Raw genomic sequence first — 14,873 nt, 5'->3', positions numbered from 1 at the left:
CGACGGGCCGAAGGACTGCGGCAGGACTACCTCGGGCGTTCCAGCGCCTGCGGCGGATGCGCGTCCACCCACTCCTTGCGCTGGTCTGGCGTCATCGCCTTCCAGCGCTGGATCATTGCCTTGCGTTCGGCTTCGGGCATCTCGCGGGTGTGTTCGAACAGGGCGCGAGCCTGCTCGCGCTTTTCCGGCGGAAGGTCGCGCCAGCGCTTCATGCCGTGCCGCGCGTGCTCGCGCTGTTCCGGAGTCATCGACTGCCAGCGGCGCGCGTGCTCGAGCATGTGCGTGCGCTTTCCGGGTTCGCTGCGGTTCCAGCGTTCGCGCACGGGCGCGAGCAGCAGTTCACGCTGTTCGCTGCTGAGCTGATCCCAGGCCGGCAGCGGTGCAGGGGCGGTGGACTGGGCCTGTGCAACGGCCGCAAAGAGGGCCAGGGCAAGGAGCAGGGCAAGCAGGCGGGTACGGGGCGACATTCGTCTTACTCCATCGCGATCAGGTCGGCATCGCCCGAGGCGAGCCAGACGTAGAAGTCGGGGTTCTGGGCAAGGTCGTCGAGCACGGCCTCGATGCCGGGCTCCGCGCCGGCCGCGGCGAGTGCCGGCGCGGCGGGGATCGGTGGTGCCTCGTCGGCCATGCGCAGGCCGAAGCCGAGTCCGACCGCGACCACCAGCAGCGAAGCGAACGCCGCCGCCGGCAGCGGCCAGCGCCATCCGCGCGCCGGCGTCGATGCCAGCGCGGCATGGCGACGGCGATGCAGCTGGGCCATGGTTGCGGCGGACACATGGGCCAGCGCATCGGCATGCGCGGCACGTGCGGCCTGGTCGAAACGGTCGTGGCCCGGGTCGGGGGTGTTCATCGGAAATCCTCCAGTTGTTTCTGCAGGGCCTCGCGGGCGCGGAACAGGTGGGTTTTCACCGATCCGGCGCTGCAGCCCATCACTTTTGCGGTCGCCTCGACGTCCAGCTCCTCCAGCACCCGCAGCGTGAACGCCTCGCGCTGGCGCGTCGGCAGGCCGCGCAGTGCGGACGACAGCTGGCCCCAGGCTTCGCGGCCGTCGTGGGCGCGGGACGGGTCGGGCGTTGATTCATCGGCCCAGTCGATCTCGCCGCCATCCGGGTCACGCGCATCGGTCAGCCATTTCAGCCGGAACGTGCGCCTGCGCTGCACGTCGATGATCCGGCTGCGCAGCACCGACCAGAACAGCGGTGTCCACTCCGCCGGGCTGCGGTCGCGATAGCCCAGCATCTTCGCCATCGCGTCCTGCACGGCATCCAGCGCATCCTCGCGGTGGCGCAGACCCAGCTCGGCGAAGCGGAAGGCACGGGTCGAAACGCCGGCAAGGAACGCCTCGAGCGTCATGGCGACCGCGGGCGGAGGTGCGGCGGCGGGTGCTGGGCTGTCCACGCCGTCCAGCCTAACCGCTGCCGCATCCGCGGGCGCGGCCTGCGCCGTCGCGTTCCGCCTCATGTCGTATCCGCCATCGCTCATCTGGTTGCAGCCGGAACTCCCGAAGGGTCGGGGATGACAACGCGCAAGGCGCGGTCCGGTTGACCGCCGCCCGCCGGGTTCAGCCGCGGTTATGATGCTGACCTCACGCAGCGGTTCCGGGGGACGGGATGATCGACGGGTTCGTGGCCTTGTACATCTTCATGCTGGCGGCGATCGCCGGCCACGTGATCATCTCGCGGGTGCCGGTGATCCTGCACACGCCGTTGATGTCGGGCAGCAACTTCATCCACGGCATCGTGCTGATCGGCGCGATGGTGGTGCTGGGCCACGCCGACACCACGCTGGAGAAGGCGATCGGCTTCATCGCCGTGCTGATGGGCGCGGGCAACGCGGCCGGCGGCTACGTGGTTACCGAGCGCATGCTGGACATGTTCAAGTCGTCCAGGAAGCCGGGGTCGAAGGCATGAGCGGCGCGGACATCCTCGACCTCGTGGTCAAGACCAGCTACCTGGTCGCGGCCACCCTGTTCCTGCTTGGCCTGCAGCGCATGGCTTCGCCGATGACCGCGCGCAGCGGCATCCGCTGGGCTGGCCTGGGCATGGTGATCGCCACCGTCGCCACCTTCTTCCTGCCCGACCTGCACAACATTCCGCTGATCCTCGCCGCGCTCGCGATCGGTACCACACTGGCCTGGGTGTCGGGCAAGCGGGTGGCGATCACCGACATGCCGCAGATGGTGGCGCTGTACAACGGCCTGGGCGGCGGCTCGGCCGCGGCCATCGGCGCGGTCGAGCTGTTGCGCTGGTCGGCGCTCGGCCAGGCCAGCGGGCCGGTGCCGCTGACGCTGGCGGTGCTCGGTGCGCTGATCGGCTCGGTGGCGCTGTCGGGTTCGATCATCGCCTGGGCCAAGCTCGACGGGCGCATGGACAAACGCTACTCCTTCCCCGGCATGCAGGCCTTCAACGCGCTGGTGGCGCTGGGCACGGTGGTGCTGGGCGGGCTGGTGATCTGGTCGCTGGGCGTGCCTTGGATCGTGGCGTTCTTCGTTGCGGCGCTCGCGCTGGGCGTGCTGATGACGCTGCCCATCGGTGGCGCCGACATGCCGGTCGTGATCTCGCTGTACAACGCGATGACCGGCCTGGCGGTGGCCTTCGAGGGCTATGTGCTCGGCAACGAGGCACTGATCATCGCCGGCATGATGGTCGGCGCGGCCGGCATCCTGCTGACGCGACTGATGGCCAAGGCGATGAACCGCTCGATCAAGAGCGTGCTGTTCTCCAACTTCGGCGGCGGCGGCGGCGAGGCGCAGGCGATCGAGGGCGCGCAGAAGCCGATCGAGGCCGGCGACGTCGCGGCGATGATGGCCTACGCCGAGCGCGTGGTGATCGTGCCCGGCTACGGCATGGCCGTGGCCCAGGCGCAGCACAAGATCTGGGAGCTGACCCAGCGGCTGACCGAGCGCGGGGTCAAGGTGAAATTCGCCATCCATCCGGTCGCCGGGCGCATGCCCGGGCACATGAACGTGCTGCTGGCCGAGGCCGGCGTGCCCTACGACCTGATCGCCGACATGGACGACATCAACCCCGAGTTCGCCAACACCGACGTTGCGCTGGTGATCGGCGCCAACGACGTGGTCAATCCGGTGGCCAAGACCGATCCGGCCAGTCCGATCTACGGCATGCCGATCCTGGACGTGGTGAACTCGAAGAACACCATCGTCATCAAGCGCGGCAAGGGCACGGGATTTGCCGGCATCGAGAACGCGCTGTTCTATGCCGACAACACGCGCATGCTCTACGGCGACGGCGCGGAGATGGCCAGCGCGCTGGTGAGCGAACTCAAGGCGCTCGACAGCGGGCACTGAGCCGCATCAGCGCGAGGCAACGGCGGCCACCACGAGGGCCGCCGCCATCCAGGCCAGGTCGGCGGGGCTGTTGGACAGGCGCACCAGCAGCGTGCCGAACCCCGGGCCCAGCTTGACCATCGATTCCCACGGCAGCAGGCCCATGTGCCGGCCCAGCCAGCTCGCCACGATCAGCCAGTTCGCCGCGAGGATCGCCACCAGCGTCGCCAGCACGCCCAGCAGCATGCGCAGTGTGCCCGGACGCATCCGCAGCAGTCGCACCACCAGGGCGGCGTCGGCCGCGGCGACCACCGCCATCCAGCTGCACTGGCTATCCAGGCGCATCGACAGCAGCACCCAGACCGCGGCCACGCCGAGGCTCGCCAGGGTCAACACTGCTGCGGCCAACACGGGGGAAACAGGACGGCGCGATGGCGGCATCGGGAGGCTGCGTTGCGGACGGTCGCACAGGATACCGGGCGCGCGGCGGTACAATGGCGCATTGCACTTCGGGCCGGCGGCCCCATCTTCCCAACATGTATTCCCGCAGCAGTGAACCCGTGCGCTTCGAGCGCGATTGCGATGCCGTCCTTGTCCCGCAGGGCGACGAGGTGACCCTGCCCGCGGGCAGCGTCGGCTACATCACCCAGGCGCTGGGCGGCAGCTGGACGGTATTCGTGGAGGGCAACCTGTTCCGGATCGCGGGCAGGGACGGCGACGCCATCGGCAAGGAGCCGCCCGAGCCACTGGCGCTGCCGGAGGGCGCCGACGATGCCGCGGTCGAGCAACTGGTGTGGAAGCAGCTGCGCACCTGCTTCGACCCGGAAATCCCGATCAACGTGGTCGACCTGGGCCTGGTGTACGAAGCCCAGGTGCGCCCGCTGGGAGACGAGCGGCGGGCCGTGGACGTACGCATGACCCTGACCGCACCCGGCTGCGGCATGGGCGACATCCTGGTCGAGGACGTGCGCAGCAAGCTCGAGCTGATCCCCACGGTCGAAGAGGCCGATGTCGAGCTGGTGTTCGATCCGCCGTGGAACCGTTCGATGATGTCGGAAGCCGCGCGCCTCGAAACCGGGATGCTGTAGGGCAGCAGACAGCGCACGACATTTTGGATTCGTGACGGTAGTCTCGATTTCACATGCAACTGATTCTCGTCATCCCGTTGCGGCACGGTTCAGCTGTCGTGTAGCGTCAGTTTGCGGACGATTTTGTCAGTCCGCACACGTCCGACTGACGCGAGAGACACAGGGATGTTCCACGCATCGTCCATCTATCTGGTCCCGTGCCCGCCGGCATTTCGCCGCACAGGCGGCTTGCTCCGTTTCCGGGGGTCATCCAGATGAATCACTCTTCCAGGCGGCAGATCCGCCTGCATGCGCTCGCGGCCGCGACCGCCGTCGCCCTGTCCGCCCTCGCGATGGCACCGGCGTCCGCCGGCCAGGCCAATCTCGAGGGCCTGCAGTCGGACGTCGCGTTCGACCAGTTCATCGTCAAGTACCGCGCCGGGGCGCCCGAACACGCCGATGCGGCGCTGCGCAGCCGTGGCCTCGACAACGCCGCCGCTTCGCTGGTCGGCATCTCGTCCAGCCTGCAGCGGCAGGGCGTGCGCGCCGGCGCGCTGCGCGTGGCGCATGAGCGGCGGCTGGCGGTCGGCGCCGACGTGGTCCGCGTCAACCGCAAGCTCGACCGGGCCGACGCCGAGATCCTGATGCGGCAGCTCGCGGCCGACCCGAACGTCGAGTACGTCGAGGTCGACCAGCTCATGCGTGCGCTGATGACGCCCAACGATCCGCGCTACGCCGAGCAGTGGGGCTTCCACAGCAGCGCCGGCGGCATCCGTGGGCCGGCTGCGTGGGACAAGTCCACCGGCGCCGGCGTGGTGGTGGCGATCGTCGACAGCGGCATCATCGCCCACCCCGACCTGGACGCGAACTCGGTCGGCGGCTATGACTTCGTCAGCTCGACCAGCTCCGGCAATGCAGGCTCGGGTGACGGCAATGGCCGCGACCCGGACCCGACCGACGCGTCCGGCGTGCTGCACGGCACGCACGTGGCCGGCACGGTGGCGGCGGTGACCAACAACAGCACCGGCGTGGCCGGCACCGCGCCCAACGCGAAGCTGCTGCACCTGCGCGTGCTTGGCAACAGCGGCTACGGCAATACTTCGGACATCGTGGATGCGCTGGTCTGGGCCTCGGGCGGCAGCGTGTCCGGCGTGCCGGCCAATGCCAATCCCGCCGAGGTGATCAACCTCAGCCTGGGCGGCAGCGGCTCGTGCAGCGCCACCTACCAGAACGCGATCAACAGCGCGGTCTCGCGCGGCAGCACGGTGGTCATCGCCGCAGGCAACAGCAACGTCAACGTCTCCGGCGCGTCTCCGGCCAATTGCAACAGCATCCTCTCGGTGGCGGCCAACGACCAGAACGGCGCGCGCTCGATCTGGACCAGTGGACAGGCGTCCAACTACGGCGCGCTGATCGACATCGCCGCGCCCGGCACCAGCATCCTGTCGACCTACCGTTCCGGCTCCACGCCTTCGTATGCCAACAACAGCGGCACATCGATGGCGACGCCGCACGTGGCTGGCGTGGTGGCGCTGATGCAGGCCGCAGCGCCCTCGCCGAAGACGCCGGCGGAGATCGAAACAATCATCAAGCAGACCGCGCGTGCGTTCCCGTCGACGCCGAGCCAGCCAATCGGCGCGGGCATCATCGACGCGAACGCGGCAGTGACGGCGGTGATGGGCGGTACGCCCGGCAACACGCCGCCGACTGCGGGCTTCACCTCGACGGTCAACGGCCTCAGCGTCCAGTTCACCGACACCTCCACCGACAGCGACGGTTCGATCGCCTCGCGCAGCTGGAACTTCGGCGATGGCACCAGCTCGACCGCCACCAACCCAGGCAAGACCTACGCGGCGGCCGGCACCTACAGCGTGTCGCTGACCGTGACCGACGACGACGCGGCGAGCAATACCCGCACCCAGTCGGTGACGGTGAGCAGCGGCGGGGGCGGCGGCAGCGTGCTGCAGAACGGCGTACCCGTGACCGGACTGTCGGCCAGCAGCGGCAACTGGCTGCACTACACGATCAACGTCCCGGCCGGTGCGTCGAACCTCACCGTCGCCGCCTCGGGTGGCAGCGGCGATGCCGACCTGTACGTGCGCTCCGGCAGCCAGCCCACGACCAGCGCCTACAACTGCCGCCCGTACCAGTCGGGCAATGCCGAAACCTGCAGCTTCGCCACGCCGCAGGCCGGGACGTACCATGTCTCGCTGCGCGCCTACAGCACGTTCTCCGGCGTGAGCCTGGTGGCCAGCTACGGCAGCGGCGGCGGTGGCGGCAGCCAGACCTACAGCAACGGCACCGACTACGCCATCCCCGACAACAACGCCACCGGCATCCGCAGCCCGATCACCGTGTCCGGACGCAGCGGCAACGCCGGCAGCAGCGTGCCCGCGGCGGTGAACATCGTGCACACCTACCGCGGCGACCTGGTCGTCGACCTGGTGGCGCCGGACGGGTCGGTCTACAACCTCAGCAACCGCAGCGGCGGCAGCGCCGACAACATCAACTCGACGTACACGCTGAACCTGTCGAGCGAACCCTTGAACGGCACCTGGAACCTGCGCGCCAGCGACCGCGCCGGCGCCGACACCGGCTACATCAACAGCTGGAGCATCACATTTTGATGCGCGCGCGCAGGCACTACCGAAAGGCGAAGTGACAGGGCGGCACGCCGGGCAACCGGCGTGCCGTCTTTCTTATCCGGGGCGAAGCCCTCCGCAAGAGGAGTCGATGGAATGAAACGGTTCACCGGTTGGATCATCGCGAGCTTGCTCGCAGCGGGAGCGGCGCAGGCCGCGACCGGGGATGCACGGCCCGCAGCGTTCAGTCACAGGCTGCCGGCAGAGCACACCGTGGACATGCGGAGCATGCCCGGCGTGGATGTGGCACGGCTCAGGGCGGAGGATGCGAGGCGCTCGGCCAAGCTCGCCGAGGCCCCGGTGCGGTTCGCCGCGCCGCTGGCAGTCGACATCACACCGGCCACCGACGGCGACTGGGACGAGGCCGGCGAGATGCTGGTCTGGCGCCTGCGCGTGCAGTCGAAGGGCGCGCTGACCCTCAACTTCGGCTTCAGCCAGTACCACATGCCCGAGGGCGGGCACATGCTGGTCTATCCGGCCGGCCTGCGCAGCAACGCCAGCCCGGAGCTGATCCGCAGTTTCACCAGCGCCGACAACAAGGCCCATGGCCGGCTGTGGACGCCGGTGGTGCCGGGCGACCATGCGGTGATCGAGGTGGCCGTGCCCAAGGCGCGCGCGGGCGAACTCAAGCTGCGCCTGACCAGCGTCAACCATGACTACGTCGGCTTCGACCGGCTGGCTCGGACCGGGCTGGTGCAGCCGCAGGGCGTGTCCGGCAGCTGCAACATCGACGTGGCGTGCCCGGCCGGCGACGGCTGGCGCGAGCAGATCCGCTCGGCCGGCGCGTATTCGCGCTTCGGCACGTTCTACTGCTCCGGCTCGCTGGTCAACAACACCGCCAACGACCAGAGCATGTACTTCCTGACCGCGAACCACTGCAGCATGGGAACGGCCGACGCGGCCGCGAGCATCGTGGTGTACTGGAACTACCAGAACTCCTACTGCCGCACCCCGGGCAGCGCGGAAAGCGGCCAGAACGGCGATGGCAGCCTGGCGCAAAACCAGACCGGCGCGACGCCGCTGGCGAGCTTCTCCGGCTCCGACTTCACCCTGCTCGAACTGGACGACCCGGCCAACGAGGAGTTCAACCTGTACTGGTCGGGCTGGGACCGCCGCGACATCGCCTTCGCCGGCGCGACCGGCATCCACCATCCGCGCGTGGCCGAGAAGCGCATCACCCATTCGAGCAATCCGCTGCGCATCGAGGGCTACCTCGGCGCCGCCGGCAGCAACCACCTGTACGTGTACTGGAACCAGCCGGGCACGACCGAAGGCGGTTCGTCCGGCTCGCCGCTGTACAGCCCCGACGGCCGCGTGATCGGCCAGCTGCACGGCGGCTACGCCTCGTGCTCGACCTCCGGCCCGACCGACCACGCCGACTGGTACGGCCGCGTGTTCACCTCGTGGACCGGCGGCGGCAGCGACAGCACCCGCCTGAGCAACTGGCTGGATCCGGCCACCACCGGCGCGGAGTTCATCGACGGCCTGGATTCGACCCCGACCGACCCGACCCTGCCGGTCGCCGGCTTCACGTGGACGGCCGAGGAGCTGATGGTCAGCTTCAGCAACACCTCGGCCGACGATGGCGCAACGCTGACCTACGCGTGGGACTTCGGCGACGGCAACAGCTCGACAGACGAGAACCCGGTCCACACCTATGCCGCCGACGGCAGCTACACGGTGACCCTGACGGTGACCGATGGCGACGCCAATACCGATACGCACACCGCGACGGTGGACGTGGAGGCCACGCCCGACGCGACCGACCTGGTCAATGGCGTGGTGAGCATCGTCTCGGGCGCAGCCGGCAGCGACACGCTGTATCGGCTGGAAGTGCCGGAGAACGGCACCGGCCCGCTCAGCTTCCGCAGCTACACCGGCAGCGGCAATGTCTCGCTGTACGTGAGCCACGGGGAAGTGCCGACCACCACCGACTACGACTGGCGCTCGACCCGTCCCGGCAACAACGAGACGATCGTCATCGTCGACCCGGAGCCGGGCATCTACTACGTGCTGGTGCGCGGTGAGACGGCGTACTCGGGCGTGCGCCTGGTCGCGTCGCACGGGCTGAGCGAGACCTACAGCAACAACACCGCGTTCCCGATCCCGGACAACAGCAGCGCGGGCGTGGAGAGCCCGATCACGGTGTCGGGCGCCAACGGCAACGCATCGACGCAGACCCAGGTGCATGTCAACATCACCCACACCTGGATCGGTGATCTCATCGTCACCCTGCGTGCGCCGGACGGCTCGGCCTACGTGCTACACAACCGCACCGGCGGCAGCACCGACAACATCAACGCGACCTACACGGTCGACCTGTCGAGCGAGCCGAAGAACGGCAGCTGGCGCCTGCACGTGTCCGACAACGCCGGCGCCGACACCGGCACGCTGAACCAGTGGAGCATCACCTTCTGATCGATGCGTGCCACCCAACGGCAACAGTTGCCCCGGACCCCGGCTTTTGCCGGGGTCTTTTTTGGTTCTTCTCTCAGCTGAGGCGAGGTTGGGCGTAGTTGAAGAAGGCCAGGCTTCGAATGGACGCCACGCCCTGTCGGCCGGGGATCGCTTTTCGCTCGGTCAGGGCATCCTGCCCTGACTCGCGCGCAAAACATCCATGTTTTGCTTTCCGCGATCCCCGACCGCCAGGACGTGGCTCCTCGCTGCTTTGGCTGTGATGCTTCGATGGTCAGTTCTTCGAAGCGACGTCGGTGACTGGGCATGGTCGTTCCGGGCCGGGGGTTGCGGAAAGCAGCGCATGGATGCGCTGCGGCGGCGAGTCAGCCATGGATGGCTGACCGAGCCGAAGAGCAACCCCCGGCCCGGGACGACCCCCCCGCCGTAAGGACTGAATCCGACCCATTCCACCTTGTCCAGACTCTCCCCTCGAACCAGAGAACAGCCTTTTCGCCGAAGGCAGGGAGCGACCGGGAGCGATGCATCATTCACCCTCCGCAAACCCGGCACCGCCCAGGATCGCGAGATGTCCACGAGCGGAACCAGGCGATGACGAGCACGCTGCAATACCGGCTGGCCGTGCTGCTTTTGCTGCCCTGGTTGCTCGTGGGAGCATGTGCGACGGCGACCGGGGAGGACGCGATGGCACCCTTTGAACTGCAGGGCGATGGCCCGTTCCAGCGCTTCATCGTCCGCTATCGCGACGATAGCGCGCCGGCCCGTGACAAGGCCGAGGTGCCGGACCGCCTCGCGCGCACGGCCGCGGAGGCGAAGCTGTCGCCCACGCCCGTACTGCGCTGGCAAAGACGCCTGGCGGTGGAGGCCGACGTGTTTGCCGCGGACCGGCCGCTCGATCGCGAGGCCGCCTCGGCGCTGATGCAAGCGTTCCGCCGCGACCCCGACGTCGAGTACATCGAGGTCGACCGGATGATGGGAATCGGGCCGATGCCGCAGGCGCGCATGCGCGACGGCGACTGAAGCTTCGCGTCGCTGTCAGTCGGCCGCTTCGAAGCGGTTGGCGTCCACGTTCTTGCGCACCTTGGTCGGGTTCCAGATGCGGCCGTTCATCGCGATGTAGACGCCCGCGGGCAGCGACTGCACCGCGCCGACGGCAGTGCCGACGTTGAACTCGGCGTCCGATCCGCGGAAGCGGGCAGGATTGAGTGCACCGGTGAGTACGATGGTCTTGTCGGCGATCGAGGCCAGCACGCGCGCGGTCTCGACCATCGAGTCGGTGCCGTGGGTGAGCAGCACGTGGCGCGCCGGCTGCGCTGCAATCGTGTCGCGCACGAGTTCGCGATCGGCCTCGGTGATGTGCAGCGAATCCTTGCGCAGGATCGGGATCACCCGGAAGCGGAACGCCACGCCCAGCTCTTCCAGGATGCGCGCGATCTGCGGGTCTCCGACCTGATAGTCCGACTTGTCGTCGAAGTAGATCTTGTCGATCGTGCCACCGGTGGTGACGATCAGAAGTTCTTCCATTTTCGTACTCCTGCCCGCGCGTCGACGCGTGGGCTCAAATGCAGTCAGCGCGGATGCCGCGACGCCATGTCGGCGCGGCTCATCCCCGTCCGCCAAAGCGTGCGCGCAGCCCGTCCCAGCTCGATGCGAACACCGCCAGTACCGACAGTACGATGCCGCCGACGGCGAACCAGCGCTGCGCCGGATCGGCCCAGGCCGTCATCACCCCGTGGCAGAACAGCAGCAGGCCCAGAACGCCGGCCCAGAATGCGGCCCGGGCGCTGCCCGCCAGCGCACCGGCGAGCAGCAGCAGCACCGGCAGCACGAACACAAGCATCGCGGCGAGCGCATTGCGGTCGTCATGGAACCACGCCACGTACAGCGCGGCCTGCGCGAGGAGGACCGCGGACAGCATGCGCCGCGGCGTGCGCGTGGATCTGGCCATCAGGCCAGCCTCGCCGCCAGCATCGCCACGCGCCGGCCCAGCGCACGCGCCAGCGTTGCTTCCTCGTCGGTCAGCGTCGGGTCGTCCGATTGGCCCGCCACGTGGCTGGCACCATAGGGCGTCCCGCCGCTGCGGGTACTCGAGAGCGCGTGTTCGGTGAAGGGAATCCCCGCGATCACACAGCCGTGGTGCAGCAACGGCACCAGCATGGTCAGCAGGGTGGATTCCTGCCCGCCGTGCATCGACGCGGTCGAGGTGAACACCCCCGCGGGCTTGCCGACCAGGGTGCCGCTGGCCCACTGCGCGCCCAGCCCGTCGAGGAAATGCTTGAGCGGCGCGGCCATGTTGCCGAAGCGGGTGGGGCTGCCGAGCAGCAGGCCGGCGCACTCGTCCAGGTCGGCTGCTTCGACGTAGGGCGCGCCACTTTCCGGCACCGGCGGCTCGGCGGTCCGGGTCACGGCGGCGACCGGGGGGACGGTGCGCAGGCGTGCATTCATGCCCGGCACTTCGCCGACCCCGCGCGCGACCTGCCGCGCCAGCTGCGCGACCGAGCCGTTGCGGCTGTAGTAGAGCACCAGGATGTCGGGCATGTGCAGCTCCGCGGGACAGGCCGGCAATTCTGACAGGCTTTGCCGCATGGCTCACCGGCGGGCGCGGCTTTGCTACGCTGCGTCGATGCAATCGCTGGCAACGCTCGAACACTGGATCCACCGCGTGCGCGACCGTGAGCGCGTGGGCACGTTCGCGCGTTTCCTGGCGCGGCGCTTCCTCGACGACCGACTGTTCCAGGCCGCGGCCGCGCTGGCCTACACCACGATCTTCGCGCTGGTGCCGTTGGCGATCGTGGTGCTGGGCGTGCTCTCGGCCTTCCCGATGTTCGGCGAATGGCGCGACCAGCTCACCGAGTACATTTTCTCCAACTTCGTGCCCAGCGCGGCCAGCACCGTCAAGGAAACCCTGCTGCGCCTGGTAAGCGACGCCACCACGCTCACCGTGGCCGGTGCGATCGGCCTGATCGCCTCGCTGCTGATCACGCTCAACAGCGTCGAGGCGACCTTCAACCAGATCTGGCGCGTGCCTTCGTCGCGGCCGCAGCTGGGCCGCTTCCTCGTGTACTGGACGGTGCTCACGCTCGGCGCGCTGCTGGCCGCGGCCTCGCTGGCGATGTCGGCCTGGGTGTTCGCGCTGCCCGTGTTCAGCACCAGCGAGGGGCAGGTGCTTTCGGGCTTCGCGCTGCGGCTGGCGCCGTTCACGATCGAACTGCTGCTGGTCACCGCGCTCTACCGCGTGGTGCCGCACCGCTCGGTGGCGCTGCGCCACGCCTTCGCGGGCGCGTTGCTGGCGACTTTCCTGCTGGAGCTGGTGAAGTGGGGCCTGGGCGTGTACCTCGGCATGTTCACCACCTACCAGCGCCTGTACGGCGCGCTGGCGGCGCTGCCGATCCTGATGATCTGGATCTACCTGGGCTGGGTGGCGGTGCTGCTGGGTGCCTCGTTCGCCTCGGCGGTCTCTGCCTTCCGCTACCAGCCGGCCGCGATGCGCCTGCCGGAAGGCTACGAGGTGTACGGGCTGTTGCGCCTGCTCGGCCGCTTCACCCAAGCGCGCAGCGAGGGCCGCGGGCTGCATACCGAACAGATGCTCGACCTCGAGCCGATGCTGACCGACAGCCAGCTGCAGCAGTTCCTGTGTCAACTGACCGAGATCCAGCTGCTGCAGCGCGCCGAAACCGGCGAATGGCTGCTGGCGCGCGACCTCGACACGCTGACCATGGCCGACCTCTACGAGGCCTGTCAGCTGCGTGTACCGGTCTCCGAAGCCTGGCTGCCGTGCCGCGACGATGCGCTTGGCACCGCTGCGATCGCGGCGCTCGACGAGCTCCGCCTGCCGATGCGCAACCTCCTCAAGCGCAACGTCGCCCACGTCTACCCATCTGCCGGGAATTCCGCATGAATCGCGTCGCCTTTGCCGCCATCCTCCTAGCACTGCTGCTGACCGCCTGCCGGCCGGCATCCGACGCGCCGACCGATGCCGCATCGGAACCTGCGGACGGCACTCCTGCGCTGACCGCACCCGACGTGGCGCAGCCCGATCCCGCCGCCGGCGACAGCACCGAACCCGAGCGCCCGGACCAGCCGGGTCTCAACGTCACCACCATCGACGGCAGCCAGTACGACCTGGCCGAGCTCCGCGGCCAGTGGGTGGTGGTCAACTTCTGGGCGACCTGGTGCTCGCCCTGCCTGAAGGAAATGCCGGAGCTCTCCGCGTTGCACACCATGCGCGAACACATCAGCGTGGTCGGTCTGGCCTACGAGGAGATCGACGTGCCGGCCATGCAGTCGTTCCTGACCGAGCACCCGGTGGCGTACCCGATCGCGATCATCGACGTGTACGAGCCGCCGGCCGACTTCGAAACCCCGCGCGGCCTGCCAATGACCTACCTGATCGCGCCCGACGGCAAGGTCGCGCGCCAGTTCCTGGGCCCGGTCACGGCGAAGGAGATCGAGACCGCGATCGAGGTCAGCGGCGGGCCCAAGCTCGACACGCTGTCGGCCGCGGAGCCGGATCCGGCCTGATGGCGGCGGCACGCTTCCTGGTCAGCGGGCGCGTGCAGGGGGTGTATTTTCGCGCCTCGACGCGCGAGCAGGCGCTGCGCCTGCAGTTGGCTGGGCATGCGCGCAACCTCGATGACGGCCGCGTCGAAGTACTCGCCGTCGGCGAAGCGCAGGCGATCGAGGCACTGGCGCGATGGCTGGAGGACGGGCCGCCAGCGGCCCGGGTGTCGGCGGTGGGGCGTTTCACGCATGCCGGACAGTGCCCGGACGGCTTCGCCGTTCTCTGATCACGCGGCCTCCGGGGCAAGGTGGCGATTGTCACTCGACCGCAGGGAGAAGTGCTTTACAACGGCGAAGCCGGTAAATCTGCGTCCCCCGCGGCCGGACGGGATTTCTCCCTGCGGTCGAAATGACAGCGTTCTCCGGTCGAAATGAAAGCGATGGGCGCTCCCGTCGCTTCCGCGCGCCCACCCGGCCGCCGGGGCGGTCTGGGCGACGGTCATGAGTCCGACGGCGCCTACCGGGGAGGCTCCTGGCCGGTGCGCGGCGGTGCGCGCTCTTCGTGCAGCCGGATCGCGCGCTCGAGCTGCGCCTGGTCCAGCGGTGGCGGCCGCGCTTCCGCGTCGACGATCTGGTTCTGCCAGCCGGGCAGCTTGCGGATGCCTTTTGCGGTCAGCTCCAGGCCCTTGTTGATGCCGATCTGCACGATGCCGCCGCGCATCCCGATTTCCTCCATGCTCGGCGGCTCGTCCCAGCTGCGGCTGAACACCGTGGCTTCGGCCTCGACCGGGTTGCGGAACGCGAATGGATCGACGGGCTGGCGCCTTCCCACCACGCGCACCGGTGCCAGGTCGGTGGCCTGGCTCTTGCCGATACCACCGGCTGCGTCGCCCTGGTCCGCGCCCTGCGCACGGGCAGCAGGGGCAAGCACGCAGAACGCGGCCAGGAGCATCGCGCGCATCG

Annotated in this window: 17 protein-coding genes; 9 read left to right on the top strand and 8 right to left on the bottom strand. The window is 68.9% G+C overall.

Annotation, left to right across the window (positions count from 1 at the left end; genetic code table 11):
* Positions 1 to 26: 26 nt before the first annotated feature.
* From ACW5EG_RS10530 to ACW5EG_RS10520, 3 genes are read right to left on the bottom strand one after another with little or no spacing between them, the layout of a single operon-like run.
* The gene (locus tag ACW5EG_RS10530; protein ID WP_457019528.1) at positions 27 to 467 is read right to left on the bottom strand and encodes a DUF3106 domain-containing protein; all 441 of its coding nucleotides are present in this window, start codon (positions 465 to 467) and stop codon (positions 27 to 29) included.
* Between the two features lie 5 nt (positions 468 to 472).
* Complete coding sequence (locus ACW5EG_RS10525; protein WP_457019529.1) at positions 473 to 850, bottom strand: hypothetical protein; 378 nt, start codon at positions 848 to 850, stop codon at positions 473 to 475.
* Positions 847 to 1,353, bottom strand: a complete 507-nt coding sequence (locus ACW5EG_RS10520; RefSeq protein ID WP_457019590.1) for an RNA polymerase sigma factor — start codon at positions 1,351 to 1,353, stop codon at positions 847 to 849. Before ACW5EG_RS10520 ends, ACW5EG_RS10525 begins: the two co-directional genes overlap by 4 nt.
* A 257-nt stretch (positions 1,354 to 1,610) precedes the next feature.
* Here ACW5EG_RS10520 and ACW5EG_RS10515 point away from each other — a divergent pair, with 257 nt between their 5' ends.
* Together ACW5EG_RS10515 and ACW5EG_RS10510 are read left to right on the top strand one after the other, a co-directional pair.
* Positions 1,611 to 1,910: an NAD(P) transhydrogenase subunit alpha gene (locus tag ACW5EG_RS10515; RefSeq protein ID WP_457019531.1), complete on the top strand. Its 300-nt coding sequence runs from the start codon at positions 1,611 to 1,613 to the stop codon at positions 1,908 to 1,910.
* Positions 1,907 to 3,307 (top strand): NAD(P)(+) transhydrogenase (Re/Si-specific) subunit beta, encoded by a 1,401-nt coding sequence (locus tag ACW5EG_RS10510; protein WP_457019533.1) that lies wholly within the window; start codon positions 1,907 to 1,909, stop codon positions 3,305 to 3,307. Before ACW5EG_RS10515 ends, ACW5EG_RS10510 begins: the two co-directional genes overlap by 4 nt.
* A 6-nt stretch (positions 3,308 to 3,313) precedes the next feature.
* On the opposite strand, the gene ACW5EG_RS10505 is transcribed toward ACW5EG_RS10510, so the two are convergent.
* Positions 3,314 to 3,679, bottom strand: coding sequence for a hypothetical protein (locus ACW5EG_RS10505; protein WP_457021433.1), 366 nt, complete (start codon positions 3,677 to 3,679; stop codon positions 3,314 to 3,316).
* Positions 3,680 to 3,822: 143 nt separating this feature from the next.
* Here ACW5EG_RS10505 and sufT point away from each other — a divergent pair, with 143 nt between their 5' ends.
* The 4 genes from sufT to ACW5EG_RS10485 all read left to right on the top strand — a co-directional run bounded on the left by sufT (position 3,823) and on the right by ACW5EG_RS10485 (position 10,430).
* Positions 3,823 to 4,374 (top strand): putative Fe-S cluster assembly protein SufT, encoded by a 552-nt coding sequence (gene sufT / locus ACW5EG_RS10500; protein ID WP_457019537.1) that lies wholly within the window; start codon positions 3,823 to 3,825, stop codon positions 4,372 to 4,374.
* A 254-nt stretch (positions 4,375 to 4,628) separates the two neighbouring features.
* Entirely contained in the window at positions 4,629 to 6,980 is a 2,352-nt protein-coding gene (locus ACW5EG_RS10495) for a S8 family serine peptidase (RefSeq protein ID WP_457019538.1), read from the top strand.
* A 234-nt stretch (positions 6,981 to 7,214) separates the two neighbouring features.
* Positions 7,215 to 9,413 carry a proprotein convertase P-domain-containing protein gene (locus tag ACW5EG_RS10490; RefSeq protein ID WP_457019540.1) on the top strand — a complete coding sequence of 733 codons (2,199 nt, stop codon included), beginning with the start codon at positions 7,215 to 7,217 and terminating at the stop codon, positions 9,411 to 9,413.
* A 588-nt stretch (positions 9,414 to 10,001) separates the two neighbouring features.
* Positions 10,002 to 10,430, top strand: a complete 429-nt coding sequence (locus ACW5EG_RS10485) for a hypothetical protein (protein WP_457019542.1) — start codon at positions 10,002 to 10,004, stop codon at positions 10,428 to 10,430.
* A gap of 15 nt (positions 10,431 to 10,445) precedes the next feature.
* On the opposite strand, the gene ACW5EG_RS10480 is transcribed toward ACW5EG_RS10485, so the two are convergent.
* The 3 genes from ACW5EG_RS10480 to wrbA all read right to left on the bottom strand — a co-directional run bounded on the left by ACW5EG_RS10480 (position 10,446) and on the right by wrbA (position 11,948).
* A complete protein-coding gene (locus ACW5EG_RS10480) occupies positions 10,446 to 10,934 on the bottom strand; it encodes an asparaginase domain-containing protein (protein ID WP_457019544.1) in 489 nt (162 codons plus the stop codon).
* Between the two features lie 79 nt (positions 10,935 to 11,013).
* On the bottom strand, positions 11,014 to 11,358 hold the full coding sequence (locus ACW5EG_RS10475) for a DUF2069 domain-containing protein (RefSeq protein ID WP_457019545.1): 345 nt from the start codon (positions 11,356 to 11,358) through the stop codon (positions 11,014 to 11,016).
* Positions 11,358 to 11,948, bottom strand: a complete 591-nt coding sequence (gene wrbA, locus ACW5EG_RS10470) for an NAD(P)H:quinone oxidoreductase (RefSeq protein ID WP_457019547.1) — start codon at positions 11,946 to 11,948, stop codon at positions 11,358 to 11,360. Before wrbA ends, ACW5EG_RS10475 begins: the two co-directional genes overlap by 1 nt.
* 85 nt (positions 11,949 to 12,033) lie before the next feature.
* Between wrbA and ACW5EG_RS10465 the strand changes: the two genes are divergently transcribed.
* From ACW5EG_RS10465 to ACW5EG_RS10455, 3 genes are read left to right on the top strand one after another with little or no spacing between them, the layout of a single operon-like run.
* The gene (locus tag ACW5EG_RS10465; protein ID WP_457019548.1) at positions 12,034 to 13,308 is read left to right on the top strand and encodes a YihY family inner membrane protein; all 1,275 of its coding nucleotides are present in this window, start codon (positions 12,034 to 12,036) and stop codon (positions 13,306 to 13,308) included.
* Positions 13,305 to 13,931, top strand: a complete 627-nt coding sequence (locus ACW5EG_RS10460; protein WP_457019550.1) for a TlpA family protein disulfide reductase — start codon at positions 13,305 to 13,307, stop codon at positions 13,929 to 13,931. Before ACW5EG_RS10465 ends, ACW5EG_RS10460 begins: the two co-directional genes overlap by 4 nt.
* Entirely contained in the window at positions 13,931 to 14,197 is a 267-nt protein-coding gene (locus ACW5EG_RS10455) for an acylphosphatase (protein WP_457019551.1), read from the top strand. Before ACW5EG_RS10460 ends, ACW5EG_RS10455 begins: the two co-directional genes overlap by 1 nt.
* 230 nt (positions 14,198 to 14,427) lie before the next feature.
* On the opposite strand, the gene ACW5EG_RS10450 is transcribed toward ACW5EG_RS10455, so the two are convergent.
* Entirely contained in the window at positions 14,428 to 14,871 is a 444-nt protein-coding gene (locus tag ACW5EG_RS10450; protein WP_457019552.1) for a hypothetical protein, read from the bottom strand.
* Positions 14,872 to 14,873: the final 2 nt, after the last annotated feature.

Source organism: Luteimonas sp. A611, assembly GCF_054072715.1.
The sequence above is the reverse complement of the archived record's forward strand: the minus strand, read 5'-3'. Positions and strand labels throughout refer to the sequence as shown.

Coding starts and splice junctions, on each gene's coding strand:
- ACW5EG_RS10455 (WP_457019551.1), top strand. CDS start 13,931: ATGGCGGCGGCACGCTTCCTGGTCAGCGGGCGCGTGCAGGGGGTGTAT.
- sufT (WP_457019537.1), top strand. CDS start 3,823: ATGTATTCCCGCAGCAGTGAACCCGTGCGCTTCGAGCGCGATTGCGAT.
- ACW5EG_RS10515 (WP_457019531.1), top strand. CDS start 1,611: ATGATCGACGGGTTCGTGGCCTTGTACATCTTCATGCTGGCGGCGATC.
- ACW5EG_RS10450 (WP_457019552.1), bottom strand. CDS start 14,871: ATGCGCGCGATGCTCCTGGCCGCGTTCTGCGTGCTTGCCCCTGCTGCC.
- ACW5EG_RS10520 (WP_457019590.1), bottom strand. CDS start 1,353: ATGACGCTCGAGGCGTTCCTTGCCGGCGTTTCGACCCGTGCCTTCCGC.
- ACW5EG_RS10485 (WP_457019542.1), top strand. CDS start 10,002: ATGACGAGCACGCTGCAATACCGGCTGGCCGTGCTGCTTTTGCTGCCC.
- ACW5EG_RS10510 (WP_457019533.1), top strand. CDS start 1,907: ATGAGCGGCGCGGACATCCTCGACCTCGTGGTCAAGACCAGCTACCTG.
- ACW5EG_RS10530 (WP_457019528.1), bottom strand. CDS start 467: ATGTCGCCCCGTACCCGCCTGCTTGCCCTGCTCCTTGCCCTGGCCCTC.
- ACW5EG_RS10475 (WP_457019545.1), bottom strand. CDS start 11,358: ATGGCCAGATCCACGCGCACGCCGCGGCGCATGCTGTCCGCGGTCCTC.
- ACW5EG_RS10525 (WP_457019529.1), bottom strand. CDS start 850: ATGAACACCCCCGACCCGGGCCACGACCGTTTCGACCAGGCCGCACGT.
- wrbA (WP_457019547.1), bottom strand. CDS start 11,948: ATGCCCGACATCCTGGTGCTCTACTACAGCCGCAACGGCTCGGTCGCG.
- ACW5EG_RS10465 (WP_457019548.1), top strand. CDS start 12,034: ATGCAATCGCTGGCAACGCTCGAACACTGGATCCACCGCGTGCGCGAC.
- ACW5EG_RS10460 (WP_457019550.1), top strand. CDS start 13,305: ATGAATCGCGTCGCCTTTGCCGCCATCCTCCTAGCACTGCTGCTGACC.
- ACW5EG_RS10490 (WP_457019540.1), top strand. CDS start 7,215: ATGCGGAGCATGCCCGGCGTGGATGTGGCACGGCTCAGGGCGGAGGAT.
- ACW5EG_RS10480 (WP_457019544.1), bottom strand. CDS start 10,934: ATGGAAGAACTTCTGATCGTCACCACCGGTGGCACGATCGACAAGATC.
- ACW5EG_RS10495 (WP_457019538.1), top strand. CDS start 4,629: ATGAATCACTCTTCCAGGCGGCAGATCCGCCTGCATGCGCTCGCGGCC.